Below are 21,864 nucleotides of genomic sequence, written 5' to 3'. Positions count from 1 at the left end.
TCTTTATCTATAGCTTGTTGGTATTCTGTAGTTAACTATTCCTGCGGATGGACTTAGGCATGCTCAACGTCGTCAACAAATTCCTCTTCGGCATCCTGCAATTTATTTTTCACAGAACTTACCACTTTATCTTTCAGGCTAGCCAGGTGATTGATCTCATCGGCAGCCCTGTCTTTTATAGAATCGCCAAGATCTTTAAGCGACTGGCTTAACCTGTCACGTGTTTCACTTCCTTTTTCAGGGGCAAACAACAATCCTAATGCCGCACCTGCAGCTAAACCAGTTAAGAGTCCAATTAATACTTTTGAGTTATCGTTCATGACTTTAATTTTTATGTTTAATAATTGATTTTATAGCTATAAAGATGTTGAAACTATTCCGGCCTATATTTTTCGCTGATGTTTGTTATAACTCCTCAGCCTCAGAAATTGTTTTGATTCTTTCCAATCTTTCAGAAGCCATAGCGCTCGTCTCATATATTCTGATCAGCAGAATGAAATAAGACAACAGCAGGGGGCCAAATACGAGCCCCAGTATCCCAAACAGGGGAATACCAATAACCACGCCAATTACGGTAATGATAGGATGTATATTTCCTACCCTTTTTGCGATCATGAACCTGATGACATTGTCGATATTAATGATTACAACAAACCCAAATATAAGCATAATCCAGCCCGCGGTATTATTTCCGTCAGCAATCTGCATCAGTGCGGCAGGCACGAATATCACCGGCGGACCAAGAATAGGGATAAAAGAAATAAAAGTAGTGATCACGCCCCAGAATACGGGATCGGAATACCCAAGAACAAAAAAAGAGAGGCATACAAGGGAGCCCTGCACAACGGCAATAAATCCCTGCCCCAGAACATTGGCATAAGTAGTGTTTCGCATTTCCAATGCAAAACGTTGTGCATTTTGTTCCCTGAAAGGTGCATATTTAACTAATGCAGCCTCAAAGTACTCGTGCTGAACAAGCGCAAAATAGAGCAGGAAGTACATCAGCAATAAACCCAGAATGATATTAAATGCCCCGGATATCAGTGAAGGGAAAAGCTCTGTAGCCAGATTGCCTGTTTTTTTGAGCGCTTCCTGCAGCAGGTTTTGAGCATCCGTTCCTAAAGGGATCAGCTTTTTTAATTTGACCAGGATGTGCTGAAAATACTGGTGATCATTCTGCAGCTCGTTGACCTTTTGGATGACCATACTGCTCAGCGCATAAAACGGCAAAATGATCAGCACAACAGAAATCAATATCAGCAAAATTGCCGCAAAACTCCTGTTTAACTTTTTACGCTCAACCAGATAAATAAATCCGGGCCTCATGATCGTATACAGGACCAGCGTACTTAAAATCGAACCAAAGATCCCCTGCAGCGAATACGCAATCAGACAACCGAGCGCAATAATAATTACCAGGTTGATCGTGTTGCGTTGCTTATAGGTAAAAATGGACATGCGCTTAGCTACTTAGGTATCCAGGTTAATCGCCTTCATTTTATTGTAAAGTGTTTTCCTGTCAATATTCAGAATTTTAGCCGCCTTTGTTTTATTGAAATTCACTTCCCTCAAAACTTTCAGTATAGCCTCATATTCTGCTTCCGATGCTGCATTTTTTAAATCCCGTGATTTTTCGTGATTTTTATGGATCGTATTTTCGATCGCCGTTACCTTGGCATCTGTAGAAATTTCCAGTGGCAATGCCTTCAGTTGAATTTCGTCTGTTTCGGTAAGCAATGTTGCTCTTCTCACCACATTCTTCAGTTCCCTGACATTCCCCGGCCAGTTATAGGTAAGGAAACACTCCTCTACATCCTTGGAAAAGCCCAGCACATTTCTGCCAAGCTCTTCGTTGGCAAAATCAAGGAAAGTCTTTGCAAAGACCATAATATCTTTTCCCCTCTGGCTCAGCGGCGGAAGGTTAATTGAAAACTCATTGAAACGGTGATAAAGATCTTCCCTGAACCTTCCCTTTTGTATCGCATTGGAAAGATTCTCATTCGTGGCCACAATAATTCTCACGTCCAGATCAATTTCTTTTGTGCTTCCGATACGCTTGATCTTTCTTTCCTGAACAGTTCTTAATAAGGCAGCCTGAATCTCATAGGATAGGTTTCCTACTTCATCCAGAAAGAGCGTTCCACCATTAGCCATTTCAAAATGGCCGATTTTAGTATTCAGTGCGCCCGTAAAAGAACCCTTCTCATGTCCGAAGAATTCACTTCCTGCCAGTTCTTTTGTCAGAGATCCGCAGTCCATTGCAACAAAAGGATTGTCCCTCCTCGGGCTGTTCAGGTGAATTGCCTTAGCAACAGATTCCTTCCCTGTACCGCTCTCCCCCGTAAGGATCACACTGTAAGAGGTGGGTGCCACCAGCTGGATCTGTTTTAATAATTCTTTAGAAGCAATGCTCTGTCCTGCAACAAAGTTTTCAACCTGGTTGTAAACAGGTTTGGGTACCCTGGTCTTTTGTACTTCCCTTGCATTTTCAACGATAGAATCATTTAATGCGATCTGGGTATCAATAGCCTTATTTATAGTATTTAAAATCTCATCAGGGTACAGGGGCTTGGTGATGTAGTCATATGCCCCTAATTTGATCAGTTCAACGGCGAGTTTGATGTCAGAATAACCTGTAATAATAATTACACCAGTCTGAGGATAGCTTTCCTTTATCTTAATCAGCATTTCTTTCCCGTCTGTATCCTCCAGCCTGTAATCACACAATACAAGATCGTAGTGCTCCTTGCTCAGATAATCATGGGCTGAAACACCACTGGTTGCAGTATCTACATTAAACCCATTCCTGGTCAGAAATTTTGACAGTAGCAATCCTATGTTAACCTCATCATCTATTATTAGTATTCTTTTCATATATAGCACCAATTCTAAACTAATTCGATGATAAATATAAAGAATTATTTTTTATGGGAAATATTTTCTACAGTTTTATCTGTCTATTCCCCCTTTTATATGTAAATAATTTGTTAACAATAGCCCCTCGCCGCACCTCAAATTTTAATCCATTAATAACAAGCGGGTTACAGAGCCTTAAACTCAGGGGCGCGTTTGGTCAGAAAAGCAGTCACACCTTCTTTAAAATCCTCATTACCAAAACATTTACCAAATTCTTTGATTTCGACCTCAAATCCATTCACGCCGTCACGATAAACTGCATTTACTGCACTTATAGCTGCAGCAACGGCTAAAGGGGCCCTTTGTTTAATTTTATTTAAAATTTCTTCAGATTTAACAATTAATTCCTGTGCAGGCACACTATAATTTACCAGTCCGATCCGCTCCGCTTTTTCTGCGGTAATCATTTCCGCCGTAATGATCATCTCTGTTGCCCTTCCCTTGCCAACCAGCTGTGTTAACCTTTGTGTCCCGCCATAACCTGGAATCAGCCCCAGAGTAACCTCAGGCAGGCCCATTTTAGCTGTATCGGCAGCAACCCGGATATGGCAGGCCATTGCAAGTTCCAGCCCGCCACCAAGCGCAAACCCGTTAATAGCTGCAAGAAAGGGCTTGCGGGAGTTTTCAATGGCATCAAATACCGTTGCCTGCCCGTTACGCGCCAGGGCCTCTCCCTGTTCCGGCGTATAGGAAGAAAATTCCGAGATATCCGCCCCTGCAACAAAGGCCTTCTCCCCCGCGCCGGTGAGCAATACACATTTTACTTCAGGATTTTCCTGGGCGAAAGCCACAGCATCCGCAAGTTCAGCAAGCGTATCCTTATTCAGTGCATTGAGTTTTTTCTCACGGTTTATGGTAATATAGAGGGTTCCATTTTTAATTTCTGATAATATATTCTGATAAGTCATCTTCTAAAAATTTCGGTTTTCAATGGTCCAGTCACGGATATAGTTTATGATGGTCAGCATGGTAGTGCCGGGAGCAAATAATTCTCCCACACCAATTTCCCTGAGTTTCTGTATATCTCCCGGGGGAATAATCCCGCCACCGGTTAATAAAACATCCGTCAGCTGTTTCTGTTTCATGAGCGCTATGATCTTCGGAAAAACTGTCATGTGTGCGCCTGATAATATAGAGATGCCTATAGCGTCCACATCTTCCTGTAATGCCGTATTTACAACCATTTCCGGTGTCTGCCGTAATCCGGTATAAATCACCTCCATACCGGCATCGCGCAGTGAGGTGGCAATCACTTTTGCGCCTCTGTCATGTCCATCAAGGCCAACTTTGGCCACTAAAACACGTATAGGCCTATTTAATGTACCGCTCATAAATTATACCGATAGTCATTCGTAAATGTAAGTAAATTAGCTCTTTTATATTAACTTTGAACACAAAATTACAGTTTTTATGAGTGAGGAAAGATCATTGAACTTTATTGAAGAGATCATTGAAAACGATTTAAATAGTGGAAAATACAAAACATTGGTAACCCGTTTCCCCCCCGAGCCAAATGGATATTTGCACATTGGCCATGCTAAAGCGATTTGCTTAAACTTTGGGCTGACCCAAAAGTATGGCGGGTATACCAATCTGAGATTTGATGATACAAATCCTGTAACCGAAAAAACTGAATATGTAGATAGTCAGCAGGAAGATATCAAATGGCTTGGTTTTGAGTGGAAACATGAATTATATACTTCGGATTATTTTGATACATTGTATGATTTCGCTGTTAAGCTGATTGAAAAGGGACTTGCTTATGTAGATAACAGCACTGCTGATGAAATTGCCGCCCAGAAAGGCACGCCTACAGAACCAGGTACCGACAGCCCTTACCGCAGCAGAAGCAAAGAAGAAAATCTGGACCTGTTCGGCCGCATGAAAGCCGGTGAATTCGGAGACGGTGCCTTTACCCTGCGTGCAAAGATTGATATGGCCAGTCCTAATATGCTGATGCGCGATCCCATTATCTACAGAATAAAACATGCAGAACATCACCGCACAGGTAACAAATGGTGCATTTATCCGATGTACGACTTTGCACACGGACAAAGCGACAGTATTGAGGAAATCACCCATTCTATCTGTACACTGGAGTATGTTTCTCACCGTGAACTGTACGACTGGTTTATCGCAGAACTTGACATTTTCCCTTCCCGTCAATACGAATTTGCCCGCTTAAACCTTACATATACCGTAATGAGCAAGCGCAAGCTGCTGCAACTGGTAAATGAAGGAATGGTAGACGGATGGAATGATCCGCGCATGCCTACGATCAGCGGACTGAGAAGAAGGGGATATACTCCGGAAAGTATCCGCGAGTTCTGTGAAAGGATCGGGGTGGCAAAAAGAGAAAACCTGATTGAACTCAGTTTACTGGAGTTCTGTATACGTGAGCATCTAAATAAAACTGCAAACAGGGTAATGGCCGTACTTGATCCGATCAAACTGATCATTACGAATTACCCGGAGGGAAAAACAGAAACACTGATCGGAGAGAACAACCCTGAGGCAGAAGATAAAGGCGGAACAAGAGAAATCCCGTTCAGCAATGAACTTTGGATAGAACGTGAAGACTTCATGGAAGAACCTGCGAAAAAATGGTTCAGGCTTGCTCCCGGAACCATGGTACGCCTGAAGAATGCTTATATTGTTAAATGTGAGGATTTCAAAAAAGATGCAGAAGGCAACGTTACAGAGATCCACTGTACTTACATCCCTGAATCTAAAAGTGGTGAAGATACCAGTGAGATCCATGTAAAAGGAACAATCCACTGGGTGAGCACCGCACATGCGAAAACTGCTGAGATCAGGGTTTATGACCGTTTGTTCTCTGTTGAGTCGCCCGATAGCGAAGAAGGTGACTTCAAGGATTATCTTAATCCGGAAAGCATGAAGGTGATCAAAAATGCTTATATCGAACCTTATCTTGCCGATGCAGACCTGGATTCCCGTTACCAGTTTATCCGTAAGGGCTATTACTGCCTGGACAGGGATTCTACTGCTGATCACCTGGTATTTAATCAGACCGTCGGGCTGAAAGACGCCTGGGCAAAGGCGAAGAAGTAAAAGATCTTTATGAAACCGGGTTAGGCACCCTGCCCGGACACCCCCTCAGGAAATCTTTTAAAAAAACGTATATACGATATGACGGCCTCGCGTCGTTGAGCGCAGCGAGACTATGCAGCCGTCATACAGTATATACGTTTTTTCAGAATAGATTCCCCCCCCACATTCACTACATGTACTTCCTGTACAGATTAAACAGGATCATATTATCCGACAGCGTCAATACCGGGCTAATATCCGTTTGCACAAAATGCCGCTTAAAGGCAATGATTGCTGCGGGCATATTACTGATATCATAACCAATGATCCTCAGCGCCACTGTCGCATCAAACTCGGGAGGCGGAATCTGCAGGATATCATCGTACCATAAGCCAAACCCCTGTTCAGCGAGTTTTTTCCATGGAAATTTGTTAGGATCTATCTTTCTCTTCGGAGCGATATCTGAATGCCCGATAAAGCCCTGCACCGGAATGTTGTATTTCTTTTTCAGTGTGGTTAACAGAGAGATCAGGCTATTGATCTGCGCGTCGCTGTAGGGCTCGTCACCATTGTTGTCAAGTTCAATTCCAAGAGAACAGGAATTCAGATCTGTTTCATTTCCCCATTTGGCCACACCGGCATGATTTGCCCGGAGGTAGTCGTTCACCATATGGACTACTTTTCCATCCCTTCCAACCACGTAATGCGCGCTGGTCTGGGTAGATTTTAGTGTAAATGTTTTGATTGTCTGATCGGTAGAAGTTTGTGCCGTATGGTGTATGATCACAAAATTCGGCTTGCGGATACCGAAGTTCACAGACCCGATAAAAAACTGCTGATCCGGAGCGATCATTTCGACGTTCTGGCTCAGTGGCGGCATCTCCTTTAGCGTATTGCCAAATACTTTGGCCTGTTCTTTATAGACTTTATTGGTCGCTGCATATTTGTTGGTAGAGCAGGCGGCAAGAAAAAACAGCGGGATACTCAGTATCAGTTTGTTTTTTCCGTTTAGGATTTCTTTCATATCAGGTAATTGTGGTGGTGAAATTACTAATATTTACATAAATGCACTTCAAATGGCCAAACTTTATGCATGCCTTATAATTTTTCCTAATTTAGTTGCGTTATAAAAAATTAGCATGAACAAATCTACCAAAGCAGCCTTATTTTTTACGGGGTGCTCCATTATCGCTGGTATAGTATCCTGCACCAGCAATCCGGAAACGAAGAACATAAAGACAGGAAAAACTACCGTAGTAGTCAAAGATAGTCTGCAGGGCTACGTTCACAGCAGGCTGAATATGTACGAGCCTGTTAAACTCACCACAAATCTAAACGTACTCACTGTTAATGAGAGGAAATTACTTCCCTTACTGATACAGGCCGCACAAATTATGGATGAGCTGTTCTGGAGGCAGGCCTATCCGCAGCGGGACAGCCTGCTTGCTGTGATAAAAGATGAAGAGACCAGGAATTTCATCAGGATCAACTACGGTCCCTGGGACAGGCTGAATAACGATAAACCATTCATTTCAGGTATTGGCCCGAGGCCTGACGGAGCTACGTTCTACCCGGCCGGCATGCTCAAAGCTGACCTCGAAAAAGCTGATCTTAAAGATAAATTCAATCCGTATTCCATCATTGAAAGCGATTCCGCAGGTAAGCTGTCCGTGGTCCCTTATCATGTTGTATTTGCCTCAGATCTGCAAAAAGCATCTTCATTGCTGAAGCAGGCTGCGTTGCTGGCAGATGATGCCGGTTTAAAGAAATACCTTAACCTGAGGGCGGATGCGCTCGTAACCGATAACTACGTGCCGAGCGACTATGTCTGGCTGGATATGAAAACAAATACGCTTGATATTATTATCGGGCCAATTGAAAATTATGAAGATAAGCTTTTTAATGCCAGGACCGCTTTTGAAGCCTACGTTCTGGTAAAAGACCGGGAATGGAGTAAAAGGCTGCAAAAATATGTACGGCTGCTCCCCGAGTTGCAGAAGGGACTGCCGGTGCCACAAAAATATAAACAGGAGAAGCCGGGTACTGATTCGGAATTGAACGCCTATGATGTGGTGTATTACGCAGGCGACTGTAATGCCGGATCAAAAACCATTGCCGTAAATCTTCCCAATGATGAACTGATACAGCAAAAAAAGGGAACCCGCAGGTCGCAGTTAAAGAATACGATGAAAGCAAAATTTGATAAAATCCTGCTTCCTATAGCCAATGAACTGATCGATAAGGACCAGCAACAATATGTCAGTTTCGATGCCTTTTTTGCAAACGTAATGTTTCATGAGGTAGCCCATGGCCTGGGTATTAAAAAAACTGTTACCGGTAAAGGTTTTGTCAAAGCAGCACTGAAAGAACAGTACAGCTGGCTGGAAGAAGGTAAAGCAGACGTCCTTGGCCTCTACATGGTAACAGGCTTATTAAAGAAAAAAGAACTCACCGGCAATATTAAAACGTACTATACCACATTTATGGCCGGACTGCTCCGTTCAGTGAGATTCGGTGCCTCAGAAGCACACGGACAGGCAAATATGCAATGCTTTAACTACTTTAAGCAGAAAGGCGCTTTTATCAGGACAGAAAACGGAACTTACAAAGTAGACTTTGTTAAATTCGGGGCTGCCATGAACGGTCTCAGCAATTTGATACTGACGCTGCAGGGAAACGGAGATAAGGCGGCCGTAGAGAAGGCGAAAAAAGATAATGCAGTAATTAGCCCTGAATTGCAGGCAGATTTAGACCGTCTGAGTAAAAAAAGAATTCCCGTGGATATTGTTTTTGAGCAGGGAGCAGATGTTTTAGGTGTAAAATAAGCCCTCAAACCTCCTGAAAGAGAAAGCCCTGATAAGTTATAATTTATCAGGGCTTTCTCTTTCAGGAGATTTGCATGCTACTAAGCGAGGTGTTTCAGAATAATGTTTTCCAGCTCCTGGATATCAAACGGTTTTGACAAATAACCATCCGCACCAGCCTGATCGGCGAGCAGCATCACATCGTTATTTGCAGAAAAATAGATGACAGGTATATTTTTAAGCGTTTCATGCCCTTTCAGCTCCCTGGTAGCCTCAATACCGCCCACGTCAGGCAACCAGTTATCCATAAAGATAATGTCCGGTGTATAGGCCGAAACCTGGTCAATAATATTATTTGAAGTAGACGAGGTCTTGATTTCATAACCAGCATCTTCCAGAATAAATGTACAAAGTTCAAGAATATCGGTATTGTCATCAAAAATGAAGACTTTTTTTTGCTCAGCCATTTATTATAAAGATTAAGATAACAAATTTATAAATTCTGCCATATGTTCAATGCGTAAAGTATGATCTATTTTGGCGTGCAGTGAAGCCTGTTCCGGCATATAGGATACCTGCGCCGTGGCCGGATCCTGAATTACCGTCGTCCCGCCCCATACCTTTACACTTTTCAATCCGTTTACCCCGTCAGCATTTGATCCCGACAGCAATAAACATACTAATTTTTCCTTATAAACCTCAGCAGCAGTCTGGAAGGTCGCGTCAATTGCCGGGCGTGAGTAATTGATCTTCTCGGAATAATCCAGCGAGAACGTATGGTCCTGCTCAATCAATGTGTGGTAATCCGAAGGTGCAATATAGATATTACCCGCGGAGAGCGGCTCCTTCTCGTCGATTTCCTTCACCAACAGTTTCGTCCGGCCGGACAGCAATTCGGGCAACAGGGAATCAGTACCATGCTTTCTGTGCACCACGATCACAATAGGAAAACTTAAAGCAGGGTCTAAAGATGGAAGGACTTTTAACAGTACATCCAGGCTTCCGGCAGATCCGCCGATGATCAGTGCATCACATTTGGTTCCCATTATCCTATTTTCCTCCATATTTTTTCACCCGGGATCCTTTTATAGTTCGGGGAGATAGGGGAAAAATCAAGCGTTTCCTTAGTACCCAAAGCCAGATAGCCGAGTCCTTCAAGGCTATCATCAAAAAGCGTCAGTACCTTGTGCTGTAAATCCCGGTCAAAATAAATCAATACGTTCCTGCAAAGGATCAGTTGAAATTCGTTAAAAGAATGATCAGAAACAAGATTATGGGTAGAAAAAATAAGTTTACTTTTCAGTTCGTCGTTGAATTTTGCCAGCGAGTAGTTCGCGGTATAATAGCTCGAAAAGTCGTTTGTTCCTCCTGATAAAATATAATTCTCCGAATATTGCTTCATCTGGCTCATTGCAAACATTCCCTGAGATGCTTTTTCAAGCACGATGGGATTCAGATCTGTAGCGTAAACCAATGATTTATGAAGCAGGTTCAGCTCTTTCAGTATAATAGAAATAGAGTAGGCTTCTTCTCCGGTAGAACAGCCCGCAAGCCATATCCTGATAAAAGGATATGTTCCCAGTTTTGGCAGCACCACATCCCGGAGCGTTTTGAAAAACCCAGGATCCCTGAACATCTCGGTCACATTTACAGTGATCTGCTCAACAAACCGCTTGAAATAAAAAGTATCGTTGTTGATCCTGTACCTGAATTCCGCAAAACTCAGCGCCTTATCCAGCGAATATAATCTGAGTATCCTGCGCTTGATAGAGGCCTTTGAATATCCCGTAAAATCATAGCCATAATGCTCCAGGAGATCTGAAAGTAAGATCTCCACCTGGCCATCACTTATCGTAGGTAATTCAAGGTTCATTTAAATATATTTTACCAGCAGATCGGTTAAGGTATCTACATTGATCGGTTTAGAAACATAACCTACAGCTCCCGCATTTAAACAGCGTTCCCTGTCCCCCAGCATCGCCTGCGCCGTAACGGCAATTACAGGTATGCCCTTTAATTCCGGGTCTTCATTCATTTTTGCCATCGCTTCATACCCATCCATCCCGGGCATCATCATGTCCATCAGTACTACGGCAATATCCTTCTGTTCTTCCAGCAATTGCAGGCCTTCTTCGCCGCCAATTGCCGAGAGACAATGATAACCTTTTGATTTTAACACAGCTGTTAAAGCAAAGATGTTCCTGTTGTCATCATCTATGATCAGTACTTTCTTTTGATCTTCCATATCTATTAAAACACGGTATTTTTAAATTTTATCATAAAGCCACACACGCAGCAGGGAAATAAGCTGATCTACATCTACAGGTTTAGAGATATAGTCCGACGCCCCCGCCGCAATACATTTTTCACGATCACCCATCATTGCCTTGGCTGTAACAGCCAATACAGGTAAATGTTTGAACGCACTTATTTTTCTGATCTCTTTTGTGCTTTCATATCCGTCCATTTCCGGCATCATCATGTCCATCAGCACAATGTCTACATTCGGGTTGTCTTTGAGCACTTGTAAAGCCTCCTTACCGTCTGTTGCCGCCAATACCTTCATCTTATGCTGCTCGAGGGCCTTGGTGAGCGAGAAGATATTCCTCACATCATCATCGGCGATGAGTACGGTTTTATTGCTCAGTACTTCATACAATCCCCTTAATCCCTCTGTTGCCTTGATATTTTTATTTTCTACGGTTTTTTCTTCCACTAAATGAAGGAAAAGTGCAGCCTCATCAAGGATACGCTGATAGGAATGTGCTGTTTTTACAACGATGGAATCAGCATACTGTTTGATCCGCTGCTCTTCCCCTTTGGATAGGTTCTTACCGGTGAAAATAATGATTGGCAGATTTTCCAGCCCCTCCCCTTTTTTGATCGTTTCCAGCGTTAAATAGGCATTTTTATCAGGTACACCCATATCCAGGATCACACAATCCACTTCCTTTTTTTGCAGTGCATCAACACTCTCAGAAACATTATTCACGACCTCGGTCTGGATATTGTAGTTACTCAGGAAATAACTCAGCGCCTTTGCGTGCTGCTGATTTTCCTCAACAATCAGTACTTTCTTGGGATGGCGGCTCAATGCCGTTTCAAGTTTCTGAAAAATCTGTTGCATCTGCTCCAGTGCTACAGGCTTATTGATAAAATCAACAGCGCCTTTTAGTAAACTTTCTTTTTTTACCTCAAGAGAGGACATGATATGTACAGGGATCGGACGTGTTGCCGGGTTAGACTTCAGTTCTTCCATCACCTGCCATCCGTCTTTCACCGGCAGCTGGATATCAAGCAGGATAGCCAGCGGCTTGTAATAATTGGCAAGCTCAATTCCAATATCACCTCTCACGGCCACTACACATTTGTAGTTCTTCTTGCGGGTAAAGGTCATCAGCGTTTTCGCAAAAGGAGTATCGTCCTCAATGATCAGGATCACCTTGTCACCAGGCACGATATTGCCCCTGTCATCCTCAATTTCCTGCGGTATATGGTCCACCGTAAACCGCTCAGCCAGCACTATTGGCTTTTCCGGATAGACTGTAGTGTATTCCTGGCCCGCATTCATGATTTCCGTATCCGGTTCTGCGCCATCCACAGGCAGGGTAAGTGTGAACGTGCTGCCTGCATTTTCTTCACTCCGCAGGTCAATTTCTCCACCCAGCAATTTAGCCAGCTCCCTGCTGATAGATAATCCCAGGCCGGTACCTCCAAATCTCCGCCTGGTGGAGCCGTCAGCCTGCTGGAAAGCCTCAAATACCAGTCCCTGCTTCGCCGCCGGGATACCGATTCCTGTATCGGTCACCCTGAAAATTATATTTCCAGCCACAGGATCGCTTTTGATATTCAGGGTTACACTTCCCTTAGGTGTAAATTTAATGGCATTCGAAAGCAGGTTCTTAAGAATCTGCTCCAGGCGCATCTTATCAGTATGAATCAGCGGCATCCCCCCCTCCACTTCAATCAGTAGTTCCAGGCTTTTGTTTTTTGCAATAGGATTAAAGAGGGACTTCATGTCTGTAGCGACCTCCTTTAGGGGGACATCTGCAAGTTCAAGCTTCATTTTACCCGCCTCAATCTTGGAAAGGTCAAGGATCTCATCGATCAGGCCTAACAGCCCCTGTCCGGAGCTCTGGATCACCTCTGCATATTCAATATATTCAGTGTCCAGCTCTTTATTGTCAGACATTAATTTAGAAAGCAGTAAAATGGAGTTCAAAGGCGTCCGCAGCTCATGCGACATATTTGCCAGGAATTCTGATTTATATTTTGTGCTCTGTTCCAGCTGTTCTGATTTACGCTGAATCTCGAGGTTATGTTCCTGGATCAGCTGGTTCTTTTCTTCCAGCAGGGTTGTTCTTTCTTCCAGTTCCTGGTTACTCTGAAGCAATTCCTCCTGTTGTACCCTGAGCTCTTCTTCTGAAGTCTGGATCTTCTGTGTTTGTACTTCCAGTTCCGAATTCAGTCCCTCCAGTTCACTGTGCTGTGCCTGAAGCTCTTCCGCCTGGGCCTGCGTCTCTTCTAGGAATTCCTGTAATTTCTTGCGGTTCTGCGTCACATGTACAGCCACACCGATATTGGTAGAGATACTATTCAGGAAATCTAATTGTAAAAGTGTGAACACGTTCAGCGATCCTATTTCTATCACGCCTACCACTAGCCGGTCCCGGATGATCGGTACGGCAACGATATTCCTTGGTTTCGTATTGCCTGCAGCATAACTGATTGTCAGCTCGTCATTAGGGATATCATTGAGCAAGATCTGCTTTCCTGATTTCACTGCCTGCCCCGCCATGCCCTCCCCGGGTTTCAGTATATCTTTTCTCTGATCTTCCAGTAAGGCGTAACTTCCTGCCAGATGCAGCAGGCGGTCTTCTTCAAGCAGGTAAAATGCAGCAACCTGCGCTTCGGTATGCTGGATGATATTTTCCAGGATATCGTTAGCCAGCGTATTCAGGCTCTTTTCACCCACCATCTTATCATTCAGACTGGCAATACCCGTTTGCAGCCATTCCTTGTCTGCAAGTAAAGAAAATGAATACTGCAGCGATTCAGCCATGGCATTCAGTGAACCCGCCAGGCTTCCCAATCCATCCTTTGCCTCCTCATCCAGCCGCACCTGGTAATTACCGCTGGAAATCTGCCCGGCAATCTCCTGAATCACCTCTATCCGATGGTCAATTTCGTCATTCTTGTCCTGCAGTTCCTGCTGCAGTTGTACCCTTGTACTAAAATCGGACGATACCCTTCTATAAAAGAAGATGGTAATCACGATGGCCAGCAGCGCCGCAAAGATAATGAGGGCTGGTGTATACCCGGCAAGCTTATTCTGATCGGCCGTACGTGTGGACAGTAGGTTCCTTTCCTCAGTCTCCATCGCGGTGATCACCTTGCGGGCATCATCCATATATTCTTTTCCCGTCAGGAGGTCTCCTACACTGACATTCCCTCCGGCACCTTTTAACACTACTGTTTTTTCCAGGATGCCCAGCCTGTTCTCCACGATCATCCTGAGCTTTTTGATGTGCTGCTGCTGAACAGGATTGTCGATGGTTTGGGCTTCTACCCCATCCAGTAAAGTAATCGCTCTTGATTCGGCCCCTATATAGGGTTCAAGAAAAATCTTATCTCCGGTTAACAGATATCCGCGCTGCCCCGTTTCGGCATCTTTCAGAGTGGAAATGATTTCCTCCAGGCTGGTGATTACCTGGTTACTGTGAGAAACCATCTTAGAACTTTTGACCAGGTTGCTGATGCTGATATAAGAGGCAAGAGAGCTAATAAAAAGCAACAATAAAGATAGCCCAAGACCGATACGAAGGTTATTTTTTAGAGTTTTTTGCATAGTTAAAAAATATATTAATCTGATTCAGTAGTTGAAATTAGGGGGATAATGAAATAAAACTCCGATCCCTGACCGAAAGTGCTGTTTACACCCACTGTGCCGCCGTGCCTTCTTATGATTTCAGCTGAAATATACAAACCTATCCCCAGTCCCTGAAAATGTATGGCTGTTTCTTCAACCCTGTAAAACTTGTCGAACACGTTTTTTTGCTGATCCGGATGTATGCCTATCCCAAAGTCCTTTACTGCAACCGTCACACGGTCTCCCTCTGCATCCAGGTGGATATGCACCTCATCAGTACCCGGTGCATATTTAATGGCGTTGGTTAAAAAATTAACAATAACCTGTTCAATCCGCATTTCATCCGCAAAAACAGACTGCGGCACAATGCCTGTTTTAATAATGCTGAACCCGGGATTAGACTGATGTATAATCTCAATGATACTATCCAGCAGAACATTAAGATCAAAACTTTTTTTATTGAATTTGAGTTTCCCGCTTTCAATTTTAGAGATATCCAGCAAATCTGCAATAAGGTCGTTGAGCTTGTCAAGCTGTAGTTGCGCTTTTTCCAGGTGACGCTTAACGGTAGGGATATCCCCTTTATCTATACTTCTTTCCAGCAACTGTACATACCCCTTAACACTTGTCAGCGGCGTTTTCAGTTCATGGCTGGCAATGCTGATAAACTCGTCCTTTTTCCGTTCAGCGCTTTTTCTGAATTCGATTTCTTCGATTAGTGCTTCCTGGATCTCGATCAGCTTCCGGCTCTGTTCGTATATCCTGTAAAATGTTTTGACCTTCAGCAACAGGATATTCATGTCAACAGGTTTGGTAATATAGTCCAGTCCTCCTGAAGAATAACCTTTGGTAATAAAATTCAGACCGGTGTTGGCTGCAGATAAAAAGATAATGGCGGTTTCTTTGGCTTTGCTGTACCCGGAGATTGCTTCTGCAACTTCAAAGCCATCCATGCCGGGCATCTGAACGTCCAGAATAATTAACACGTAAGCATTCTTGAGAACCTTTTTTAAGGCTTCTTCTCCGGAAGATGCAGTATCGACTTCAAAATTATGTCTTTCAAGAACTTTTTTAAGAGAAATCAGATTCTCCGGTGTATCGTCAACTATTAGGATCATTATTTAGAATAAAATAGGTGCTTCATCATTATCTACTACGCCGTATCTCACGTAATAGTTTGCGTCAAAGTTATACAACTTTATAGAATAAATCATTTTCAAATCACGCTCTCGTAACATAATGGTTATAAACATCTTAATTATAGTTCCGAAATTTTAAAAGTATCTCCCTGACTGATATCGCCGGTGTCGAAACCTTTTTTAAACCAGTATATCCGCTGGGCCGAGGTCCCATGGGTAAAAGCATCCGGAACAACCTCTCCCTGGGCCTCTTTTTGTAATTTATCATCTCCGATGGCATTCGCAGCATTTAAAGCTTCTTCCAGGTCGCCCTTATCCAGCGTAATATCTTTCGCATGATGTGCCCATAGCCCTGCATAAAAATCTGCCTGAAGCTCCAGCTTTACTGATAATTTATTGTATTCTTTTTCACTCAGGGAAGCACGTGCCTGCTGCATTTTTTCTGAGGTTCCCAGCAGGTTTTGCACATGATGGCCCACCTCGTGTGCGATGACATAAGCCTGCGCAAAGTCACCCTCTGCTCCGAAGCGCTCCTTGAGATCTTTATAAAAATCTAAATCAATATATACTTTATGATCAGCAGGGCAATAGAAGGGCCCTACAGCAGAATTTGCGTATCCGCAGCCGGATTGCTCTCCTCCGGTAAATAATCTGAGTGCCGGTTCTTCATATTGCTTGCCCAGTTCTGCGAACTGTGCTTCCCAGACACGGTCAGTGGAGCCAAGCACATCGGCCACAAACTTTCCGCCGGCATCCTGTGGTGTTCCCCTCTGTACGGCCGTCTGTTCAGAATTGCCGACAGGCATTTCAGAAACCAATCCGGTAAGGTCCTTTCCAAAGAACATCCCGACAATAACGATAAGAACGCCAATTCCGCCCCCAATCACTTTTCCACCGCCACCAGAGCTGCCTCTGGCATCTTCGATATTATCGCTACTCTTACCGAAAAACTTCATAAAATCTCTTTGATTTGGTACAACAATCCATTACGTCAATTGTTATACCAAATCCTATCAATCCCATAAACTTATTCGAAAGCAGCCAGGGCTAATGAAATCCTGTTTTTAGTTTCCTGTGTTCCCAGTGTAAAAGCAATTTCAAAAACACCTGGTCCAAATTTGCCCCCTACCAGCATAATACGGAATGGGAGCATCAGTTCACCTGGTTTTAAGGAATGTGCCGCAGCCAGCTCTTTGAACTTTGCCTCCATCTCCGCTGCCGGCATCTCATCAGTTAATTCTGCGTCAAAAGCGGTAAAGAATGTCGCCTTTTCAGCATTCCATTTTCCTTTTACCGAAGGTAGGTCGTATGCTGCAGGAGCCGCAAAAAAGTATTCGCCCTGGGCAACAAAATCAGTAAGTAAATTACAGCGGTCTTTAATGAGGTCAATCACTTGTAAGGTATAACTATCATCTGCCGGGACTATCCCTTTTGTATTGAGCTCCTGCTTTACTGTTGCCAGCAGGTTCTCTGCCTCAGCATTTTTAATCCACTCATGATTGTACCATTTGGCTTTCTCAAAATCGAACTTCGCTCCTGCCTTGCTGATCCTTTCAACAGAGAATTTCTCTATCAGTTCCGGAAGGCTGAAGATCTCCTGGTCGGTACCGTCATTCCATCCCAGCATCGCCAGCAGGTTCACAAATGCTTCGGGCACAAACCCAAGCTCTTTGAATCCCTTTGTCAGGTAGCCGCTTTTCGGGTCTGTCCAGTTTTGTGCGTATACAGGAAACCCAAGCCTGTCGCCGTCGCGCTTGCTCAGCTTACCATTTCCGTCCGGCTTTAGTATCAGCGGCAAATGTGCCCACTGAGGCATTTCATCTTCCCATCCCAGGTATCTCCACAACAGGATATGAATTGGTGCCGATGGAAGCCACTCTTCTCCCCTGAAGATATGACTGATCTCCATTGCCCTGTCATCCACCACTACGGCAAGATGGTACGTTGGCATTCCATCAGCCTTTAAAAGGACTTTATCGTCAACTAAATTCGTATCAAAGCTCACATGCCCGCGGATCATATCTATAAAAGACACATGCTCGTCTTCCGGCATCTTAATCCGCACAACATGTGGTATATCCTGTGCTAAAAGCGTTTCCACTTCGTCACTGGTAAGAGAAAGGGAATTTCTCATTTGCGTCCTTGAAGATGCGCCGTAAAGAAAATTAGGGATTTCCTTACGTTTGGCATCAAGTTCTTCAGGGGTATCAAAAGCATAGTACGCATTGCCGCTGGCAACCAGCTGTTCCGCATACTGTCTGTAAGCAGGCTTACGCTCGCTCTGCCGGTAGGGGCCGTAGGCACCTCCCTGCTGCGGGCTCTCATCAGGATGAATTCCACACCAGGCCAGGCAGGAAACAATGTATTCCTCTGCACCTGAAACGAAACGGGTTTGATCTGTATCTTCCACACGTAAAATAAACGTGCCATTATGTTTCTTCGCAAACAAATAATTAAATAAAGCCGTGCGCACACCGCCTAAATGAAGGCCTCCTGTAGGGCTGGGGGCAAATCTTACTCTAACTTTCTTTTCCATATTCTGAATCACAAAGATATATTTTTTAAGCGCATGCAGTTCTATTGATGTCTTTTTGAATGGTATTTTGTAATTTGCCGGCATAATCTATGAATCCCTACGAAAAAAAACGCCGCTGGAAATTCTTCCTGTTAATTTTTGCAATTGTGATCGGTACGGCTTCTGTATTCTACTCCGATTTTTTTGTAAAAAAAATGCAGCGTGAAGAACAGGTTCAGTTCCAGTTATATGTAAAAGTAACGGAGCAATCGCTGGTGATGTATGATGATGACCGCTTTACCGATCTGATCGAAACCATTACCAAGAATACCAAACTACCGGTGATCATGACCGACGGGGACGGGCTGATCAACTCCTACCAGGGCCTGGATTCAACCAAGACCAACTACGATGTCGAAAAACAGGATAAAAAAACATATGATCCCGGGTATTTTGAAAGGGAGTTGCGAAAGATGAAAAAGCAGCATCCGGGTACCCCCATTATTGGCCTTGACGGGAAGATCTGGCATATATACCACAAAGATTCTTTTATCCTCACCCAGCTCCGGTATTTTCCCTATATACAGCTGGCCGTGATCGCGTTATTCTTACTCACCGCATACGTGGCGTTCAGCTCTGCAAGACGGTCCGAACAGGACCAGGTATGGGTAGGAATGGCCAAAGAGACCGCCCATCAGCTGGGTACGCCCATCTCTTCACTGATGGCTTGGGTAGAACTGATGAAATCACGCTTTGACGCAGAGGATGACCCGCTGATCGCGGAAATGGAAAATGATATCAAACGACTGGAAGTGATTACGGACAGGTTCTCCAAGATCGGCTCCAAGCCTGTTCTGGAAGATCATGTTGTTTATACAGTGATCAGTAACTTTATCCAGTATTTCCAGCTGCGGACCTCAGACAAAGTTATCTTTACAATTACCGGGGATGACCAGGTACGGGCATTGTTAAATGTACCCCTGTTCGATTGGGTAACGGAAAATCTGCTGAAGAACGCGGCCAACGCGATAGAGAACGAAGGCAGTATCACCGTTAATATCATAGAGCATCTCGCAAAGGAGGAAGTCTTCATCGATATCTCTGATACGGGAAAAGGAATTCCAAGATCCAAATTCGACGCCGTTTTCCAACCCGGTTATACCACCCGGAAAAGAGGCTGGGGACTGGGGCTCTCCCTCACGAAACGTATCGTAGAAAACTACCATAGCGGACAGATTTTCGTAAAGGACTCTGAAGTTGGAAAGGGCACAACTTTCCGGATTATCCTAAAAAGCAGTATTACTTATGAACCCACTTCAACCTAAAAAATATGCCGACTATCCATCGCTCGTTCAGGGGGATGTGCTGGCATTGCTTGAACTTCAGGCCACCGAATTCCCCGGTTTCCTGAACAATATTGCCCATAAGGCAGATTATGCCTATGCACCTGAAAAATGGACAATTAAAGAAATGGCGGGACATATCATCGACACCGAAAGAATCCTTGTTTACCGCTTAACAGCCTTCGCACGCGGGGAACAAAACCCGCTGCCGGGTTTTGATGAAGATCAGTATGTGCTCAATGCACATTTTCCTGACCGCAGCCTTGCCAGCTTTGCTGAAGAGTTCAGCTTCATGAGAAAGGCAAACCTTTACCTCTTCCGCTCTCTGACCGAAGCTGAACTCAACAGGACCGGAGTGGCCTCCGGCAGGGAAATTAACGTTCGCCGGCTTCTTTTAACCATCGCCGGCCACTTGGTTCATCACATCGCAATCATCAGAGAAAGATATTTATGATCTGCTTCAGCTAAGCTGCTGCTGATCGAGCCATTTCTTCTCTATCACGTAAGACACGATCAGTCCTAAACCACCAAAGATCAGTACACAGCCAAAATAAACGGCCGCCGCTTTGTCATCGCTGATCTTTGCAGAGATCACTGTGAACAGGCAACTAACAAGCCCAATCCTACCAGCAACAATCCTATCTTCAAACTCAGGAAGGGCTTAGGGGCTTGACTGTCGGTCTTTTGGATTTATGCCCGTTCTATCATTGCCATTCTCTCCTTATTCATTAATACCTTATGCCGAATATCATTGCAAATCCGGTTGTAAAAAGGGTAATCGGGACTAAATATTCCATCTTATGTTATTTATTGTTAAATATTCTGTTTATTGAACTGCAGTTCCGGTAACTATGACAACATCATTTTTAATCAGGTTACATGGTGCTGCAAATAAATTTTTGACTAGCCTCCGGAAACCCCGGGAAGACTTAAACACACAAACTATGAACTGGATCATTTTGATTATTGCAGGATTATTTGAGGTTGGCTTTACCACCTGTCTTAAATTTTCCGATAACTTTTCTAACCTGAAATGGACTGCAGGATTTCTGGCCTGCATCGTATTGAGCTTCTATTTCCTGAATAAGGCATCGCAAACCCTACCTATGGGTACCGCTTATGCTGTATGGACCGGAATTGGCGCCGTAGGTACCGTAATTGTGGGCATCCTGTATTTCGAAGAGCCGGCAAACTTCTGGCGTTTATTCTTTATTGCTACGCTGATTGGATCCGTTCTGGGCTTAAAATTCTTTGCCGGAAGCGGTCATTAATTATTTTTAAATCCTGTAACCTGTGCCGCGCTGCATACGTCTCATTTACAGATGCAGCAGCAAGAAACAGATTTGGCTTTGATCACAGCAGTACTGAATGGCGATACCGCGGTTTATGCCGAACTGGTAAAGCGGCATCAGCGGTTTGTATTTACCCTGGCCTTACGTTTCACTAAAACAGGGAAGATGCCGAAGAGGTGGCCCAGGATTGCTTTGTTAAAGCTTAACCTGCTTTAGGTACATTCAGATAAACATCCAAGTTATACTGGGCATCATTGCCATCTTTATCTTTGCGTTATCACAAAGTCATTTTACGGCACCAAAAATCAATATATCCATCACATTCAGCCAGCACCTGACCCCCTACATTTATTAAAATCTTTTTATTTATCGATATCATTATCGGGTTCCTGTATGCCGACAACTTATTCCGAAGAAAATGGATGTCTTAATCCTCTATGTGTCAGGGACAGACCATAATGGAAGATCATTACAGATCTGAGCATTCGGAACAAAACATAGAAAAGCCTTGTATCTCAACGCTGACCGTCGCAAATGCGGCGGGAACATTGAAATACAGGGCTTTTCAGCGAAGCTGTCAGCTTCTTATCAGATTGTTACGGCAATAATGCCATTTCAACCAACAAATTTAGTTTTTTCTTACGCGCTTAGTATTTACGCCCTTTTACAATTGATCCAAGGAAAATTGCTCCAAAAATAAACCCCAGGATGGCGCTTAAAATTGTCCATCCAAAACTTCCTGAAATTACCGCACCGGTCAATCCTCCGAAAAACAGGCCTAAAACGTAATAAACCCAGTCAAAACTTTTAATATTTTCTCCTTTAGTCATCTTAAAATACTTTGTCCCAAAGGTATTGAATTATTTTAAATTACAAATAACTACTGCTCCTATCGGCGTTTATTGCGGATAATCATTGTCAGCACTTTGTAATTT

At 43.8% G+C, this 21,864-nt stretch carries 22 protein-coding genes; 6 read left to right on the top strand and 16 right to left on the bottom strand.

Annotated elements, in window-relative coordinates:
* Positions 1–53: 53 nt before the first annotated feature.
* From BLW16_RS13855 to BLW16_RS13835, 5 genes are all read right to left on the bottom strand, one after another.
* Positions 54–320 (bottom strand): YtxH domain-containing protein, encoded by a 267-nt coding sequence (locus tag BLW16_RS13855; protein WP_090557572.1) that lies wholly within the window; start codon positions 318–320, stop codon positions 54–56.
* An 85-nt stretch (positions 321–405) separates the two neighbouring features.
* On the bottom strand, positions 406–1,458 hold the full coding sequence (locus tag BLW16_RS13850) for an AI-2E family transporter (protein ID WP_090557570.1): 1,053 nt from the start codon (positions 1,456–1,458) through the stop codon (positions 406–408).
* A gap of 12 nt (positions 1,459–1,470) precedes the next feature.
* Positions 1,471–2,874, bottom strand: a complete 1,404-nt coding sequence (locus tag BLW16_RS13845) for a sigma-54-dependent transcriptional regulator (protein WP_090557568.1) — start codon at positions 2,872–2,874, stop codon at positions 1,471–1,473.
* Positions 2,875–3,041: 167 nt separating this feature from the next.
* Positions 3,042–3,824, bottom strand: a complete 783-nt coding sequence (locus BLW16_RS13840; protein WP_090557566.1) for an enoyl-CoA hydratase/isomerase family protein — start codon at positions 3,822–3,824, stop codon at positions 3,042–3,044.
* A gap of 3 nt (positions 3,825–3,827) precedes the next feature.
* On the bottom strand, positions 3,828–4,247 hold the full coding sequence (locus BLW16_RS13835; RefSeq protein ID WP_090557564.1) for a cobalamin B12-binding domain-containing protein: 420 nt from the start codon (positions 4,245–4,247) through the stop codon (positions 3,828–3,830).
* A gap of 79 nt (positions 4,248–4,326) precedes the next feature.
* Here BLW16_RS13835 and BLW16_RS13830 point away from each other — a divergent pair, with 79 nt between their 5' ends.
* The gene (locus BLW16_RS13830; RefSeq protein WP_090557563.1) at positions 4,327–5,988 is read left to right on the top strand and encodes a glutamine--tRNA ligase/YqeY domain fusion protein; all 1,662 of its coding nucleotides are present in this window, start codon (positions 4,327–4,329) and stop codon (positions 5,986–5,988) included.
* A 169-nt stretch (positions 5,989–6,157) separates the two neighbouring features.
* Here BLW16_RS13830 and BLW16_RS13825 read toward each other — a convergent pair whose 3' ends face one another.
* Positions 6,158–6,991, bottom strand: coding sequence for an N-acetylmuramoyl-L-alanine amidase (locus BLW16_RS13825; RefSeq protein WP_090557561.1), 834 nt, complete (start codon positions 6,989–6,991; stop codon positions 6,158–6,160).
* A gap of 115 nt (positions 6,992–7,106) precedes the next feature.
* On the opposite strand from BLW16_RS13825, the gene BLW16_RS13820 reads away from it, so the two are divergent.
* Positions 7,107–8,792 carry a dipeptidyl-peptidase 3 family protein gene (locus BLW16_RS13820; RefSeq protein ID WP_090557559.1) on the top strand — a complete coding sequence of 562 codons (1,686 nt, stop codon included), beginning with the start codon at positions 7,107–7,109 and terminating at the stop codon, positions 8,790–8,792.
* An 80-nt stretch (positions 8,793–8,872) separates the two neighbouring features.
* On the opposite strand, the gene BLW16_RS13815 is transcribed toward BLW16_RS13820, so the two are convergent.
* The 8 genes from BLW16_RS13815 to gltX all read right to left on the bottom strand — a co-directional run bounded on the left by BLW16_RS13815 (position 8,873) and on the right by gltX (position 18,315).
* Positions 8,873–9,238: a response regulator gene (locus BLW16_RS13815; protein ID WP_090557557.1), complete on the bottom strand. Its 366-nt coding sequence runs from the start codon at positions 9,236–9,238 to the stop codon at positions 8,873–8,875.
* Between the two features lie 12 nt (positions 9,239–9,250).
* Positions 9,251–9,817: a chemotaxis protein CheB gene (locus tag BLW16_RS13810; protein ID WP_217631573.1), complete on the bottom strand. Its 567-nt coding sequence runs from the start codon at positions 9,815–9,817 to the stop codon at positions 9,251–9,253.
* The gene (locus tag BLW16_RS13805; RefSeq protein ID WP_090557555.1) at positions 9,817–10,644 is read right to left on the bottom strand and encodes a CheR family methyltransferase; all 828 of its coding nucleotides are present in this window, start codon (positions 10,642–10,644) and stop codon (positions 9,817–9,819) included. Before BLW16_RS13805 ends, BLW16_RS13810 begins: the two co-directional genes overlap by 1 nt.
* Entirely contained in the window at positions 10,645–11,016 is a 372-nt protein-coding gene (locus BLW16_RS13800) for a response regulator (RefSeq protein WP_090557553.1), read from the bottom strand. It abuts the gene before it with no gap.
* A 21-nt stretch (positions 11,017–11,037) separates the two neighbouring features.
* The gene (locus BLW16_RS13795; RefSeq protein ID WP_090557551.1) at positions 11,038–14,619 is read right to left on the bottom strand and encodes a response regulator; all 3,582 of its coding nucleotides are present in this window, start codon (positions 14,617–14,619) and stop codon (positions 11,038–11,040) included.
* A 14-nt stretch (positions 14,620–14,633) separates the two neighbouring features.
* Entirely contained in the window at positions 14,634–15,758 is a 1,125-nt protein-coding gene (locus BLW16_RS13790; protein WP_090557550.1) for a hybrid sensor histidine kinase/response regulator, read from the bottom strand.
* A gap of 140 nt (positions 15,759–15,898) precedes the next feature.
* Entirely contained in the window at positions 15,899–16,735 is an 837-nt protein-coding gene (ypfJ, locus tag BLW16_RS13785) for a KPN_02809 family neutral zinc metallopeptidase (RefSeq protein ID WP_090557548.1), read from the bottom strand.
* 71 nt (positions 16,736–16,806) lie between these two features.
* The gene (gltX, locus tag BLW16_RS13780) at positions 16,807–18,315 is read right to left on the bottom strand and encodes a glutamate--tRNA ligase (protein ID WP_090557723.1); all 1,509 of its coding nucleotides are present in this window, start codon (positions 18,313–18,315) and stop codon (positions 16,807–16,809) included.
* 89 nt (positions 18,316–18,404) lie between these two features.
* Between gltX and BLW16_RS13775 the strand changes: the two genes are divergently transcribed.
* Both BLW16_RS13775 and BLW16_RS13770 read left to right on the top strand, forming a co-directional pair.
* Entirely contained in the window at positions 18,405–19,619 is a 1,215-nt protein-coding gene (locus BLW16_RS13775; protein ID WP_090557546.1) for a sensor histidine kinase, read from the top strand.
* Positions 19,600–20,091 carry a DinB family protein gene (locus BLW16_RS13770; protein WP_090557543.1) on the top strand — a complete coding sequence of 164 codons (492 nt, stop codon included), beginning with the start codon at positions 19,600–19,602 and terminating at the stop codon, positions 20,089–20,091. The genes BLW16_RS13775 and BLW16_RS13770 overlap by 20 nt, the downstream gene beginning before the upstream one ends.
* Before the next feature lie 6 nt (positions 20,092–20,097).
* Here the strand turns inward: BLW16_RS13770 and BLW16_RS23870 are convergent, their stop codons facing one another.
* Positions 20,098–20,232 carry a hypothetical protein gene (locus tag BLW16_RS23870; protein WP_262497159.1) on the bottom strand — a complete coding sequence of 45 codons (135 nt, stop codon included), beginning with the start codon at positions 20,230–20,232 and terminating at the stop codon, positions 20,098–20,100.
* Between the two features lie 349 nt (positions 20,233–20,581).
* Between BLW16_RS23870 and BLW16_RS13760 the strand changes: the two genes are divergently transcribed.
* Both BLW16_RS13760 and BLW16_RS13755 read left to right on the top strand, forming a co-directional pair.
* Complete coding sequence (locus BLW16_RS13760; protein ID WP_090557721.1) at positions 20,582–20,908, top strand: DMT family transporter; 327 nt, start codon at positions 20,582–20,584, stop codon at positions 20,906–20,908.
* 51 nt (positions 20,909–20,959) lie between these two features.
* On the top strand, positions 20,960–21,145 hold the full coding sequence (locus tag BLW16_RS13755; protein WP_245735286.1) for an RNA polymerase sigma factor: 186 nt from the start codon (positions 20,960–20,962) through the stop codon (positions 21,143–21,145).
* Positions 21,146–21,576: 431 nt separating this feature from the next.
* On the opposite strand, the gene BLW16_RS13750 is transcribed toward BLW16_RS13755, so the two are convergent.
* On the bottom strand, positions 21,577–21,759 hold the full coding sequence (locus BLW16_RS13750; RefSeq protein ID WP_090557541.1) for a hypothetical protein: 183 nt from the start codon (positions 21,757–21,759) through the stop codon (positions 21,577–21,579).
* Positions 21,760–21,864: the final 105 nt, after the last annotated feature.

The sequence above is a fragment of the Pedobacter hartonius genome, from assembly GCF_900107535.1.
In the GTDB taxonomy this organism is placed as follows: Bacteria; Bacteroidota; Bacteroidia; order Sphingobacteriales; family Sphingobacteriaceae; genus Pedobacter; species Pedobacter hartonius.
Note: the sequence above shows the minus strand (reverse complement) of the source record. Positions and strands in the feature narration are given on the sequence as shown.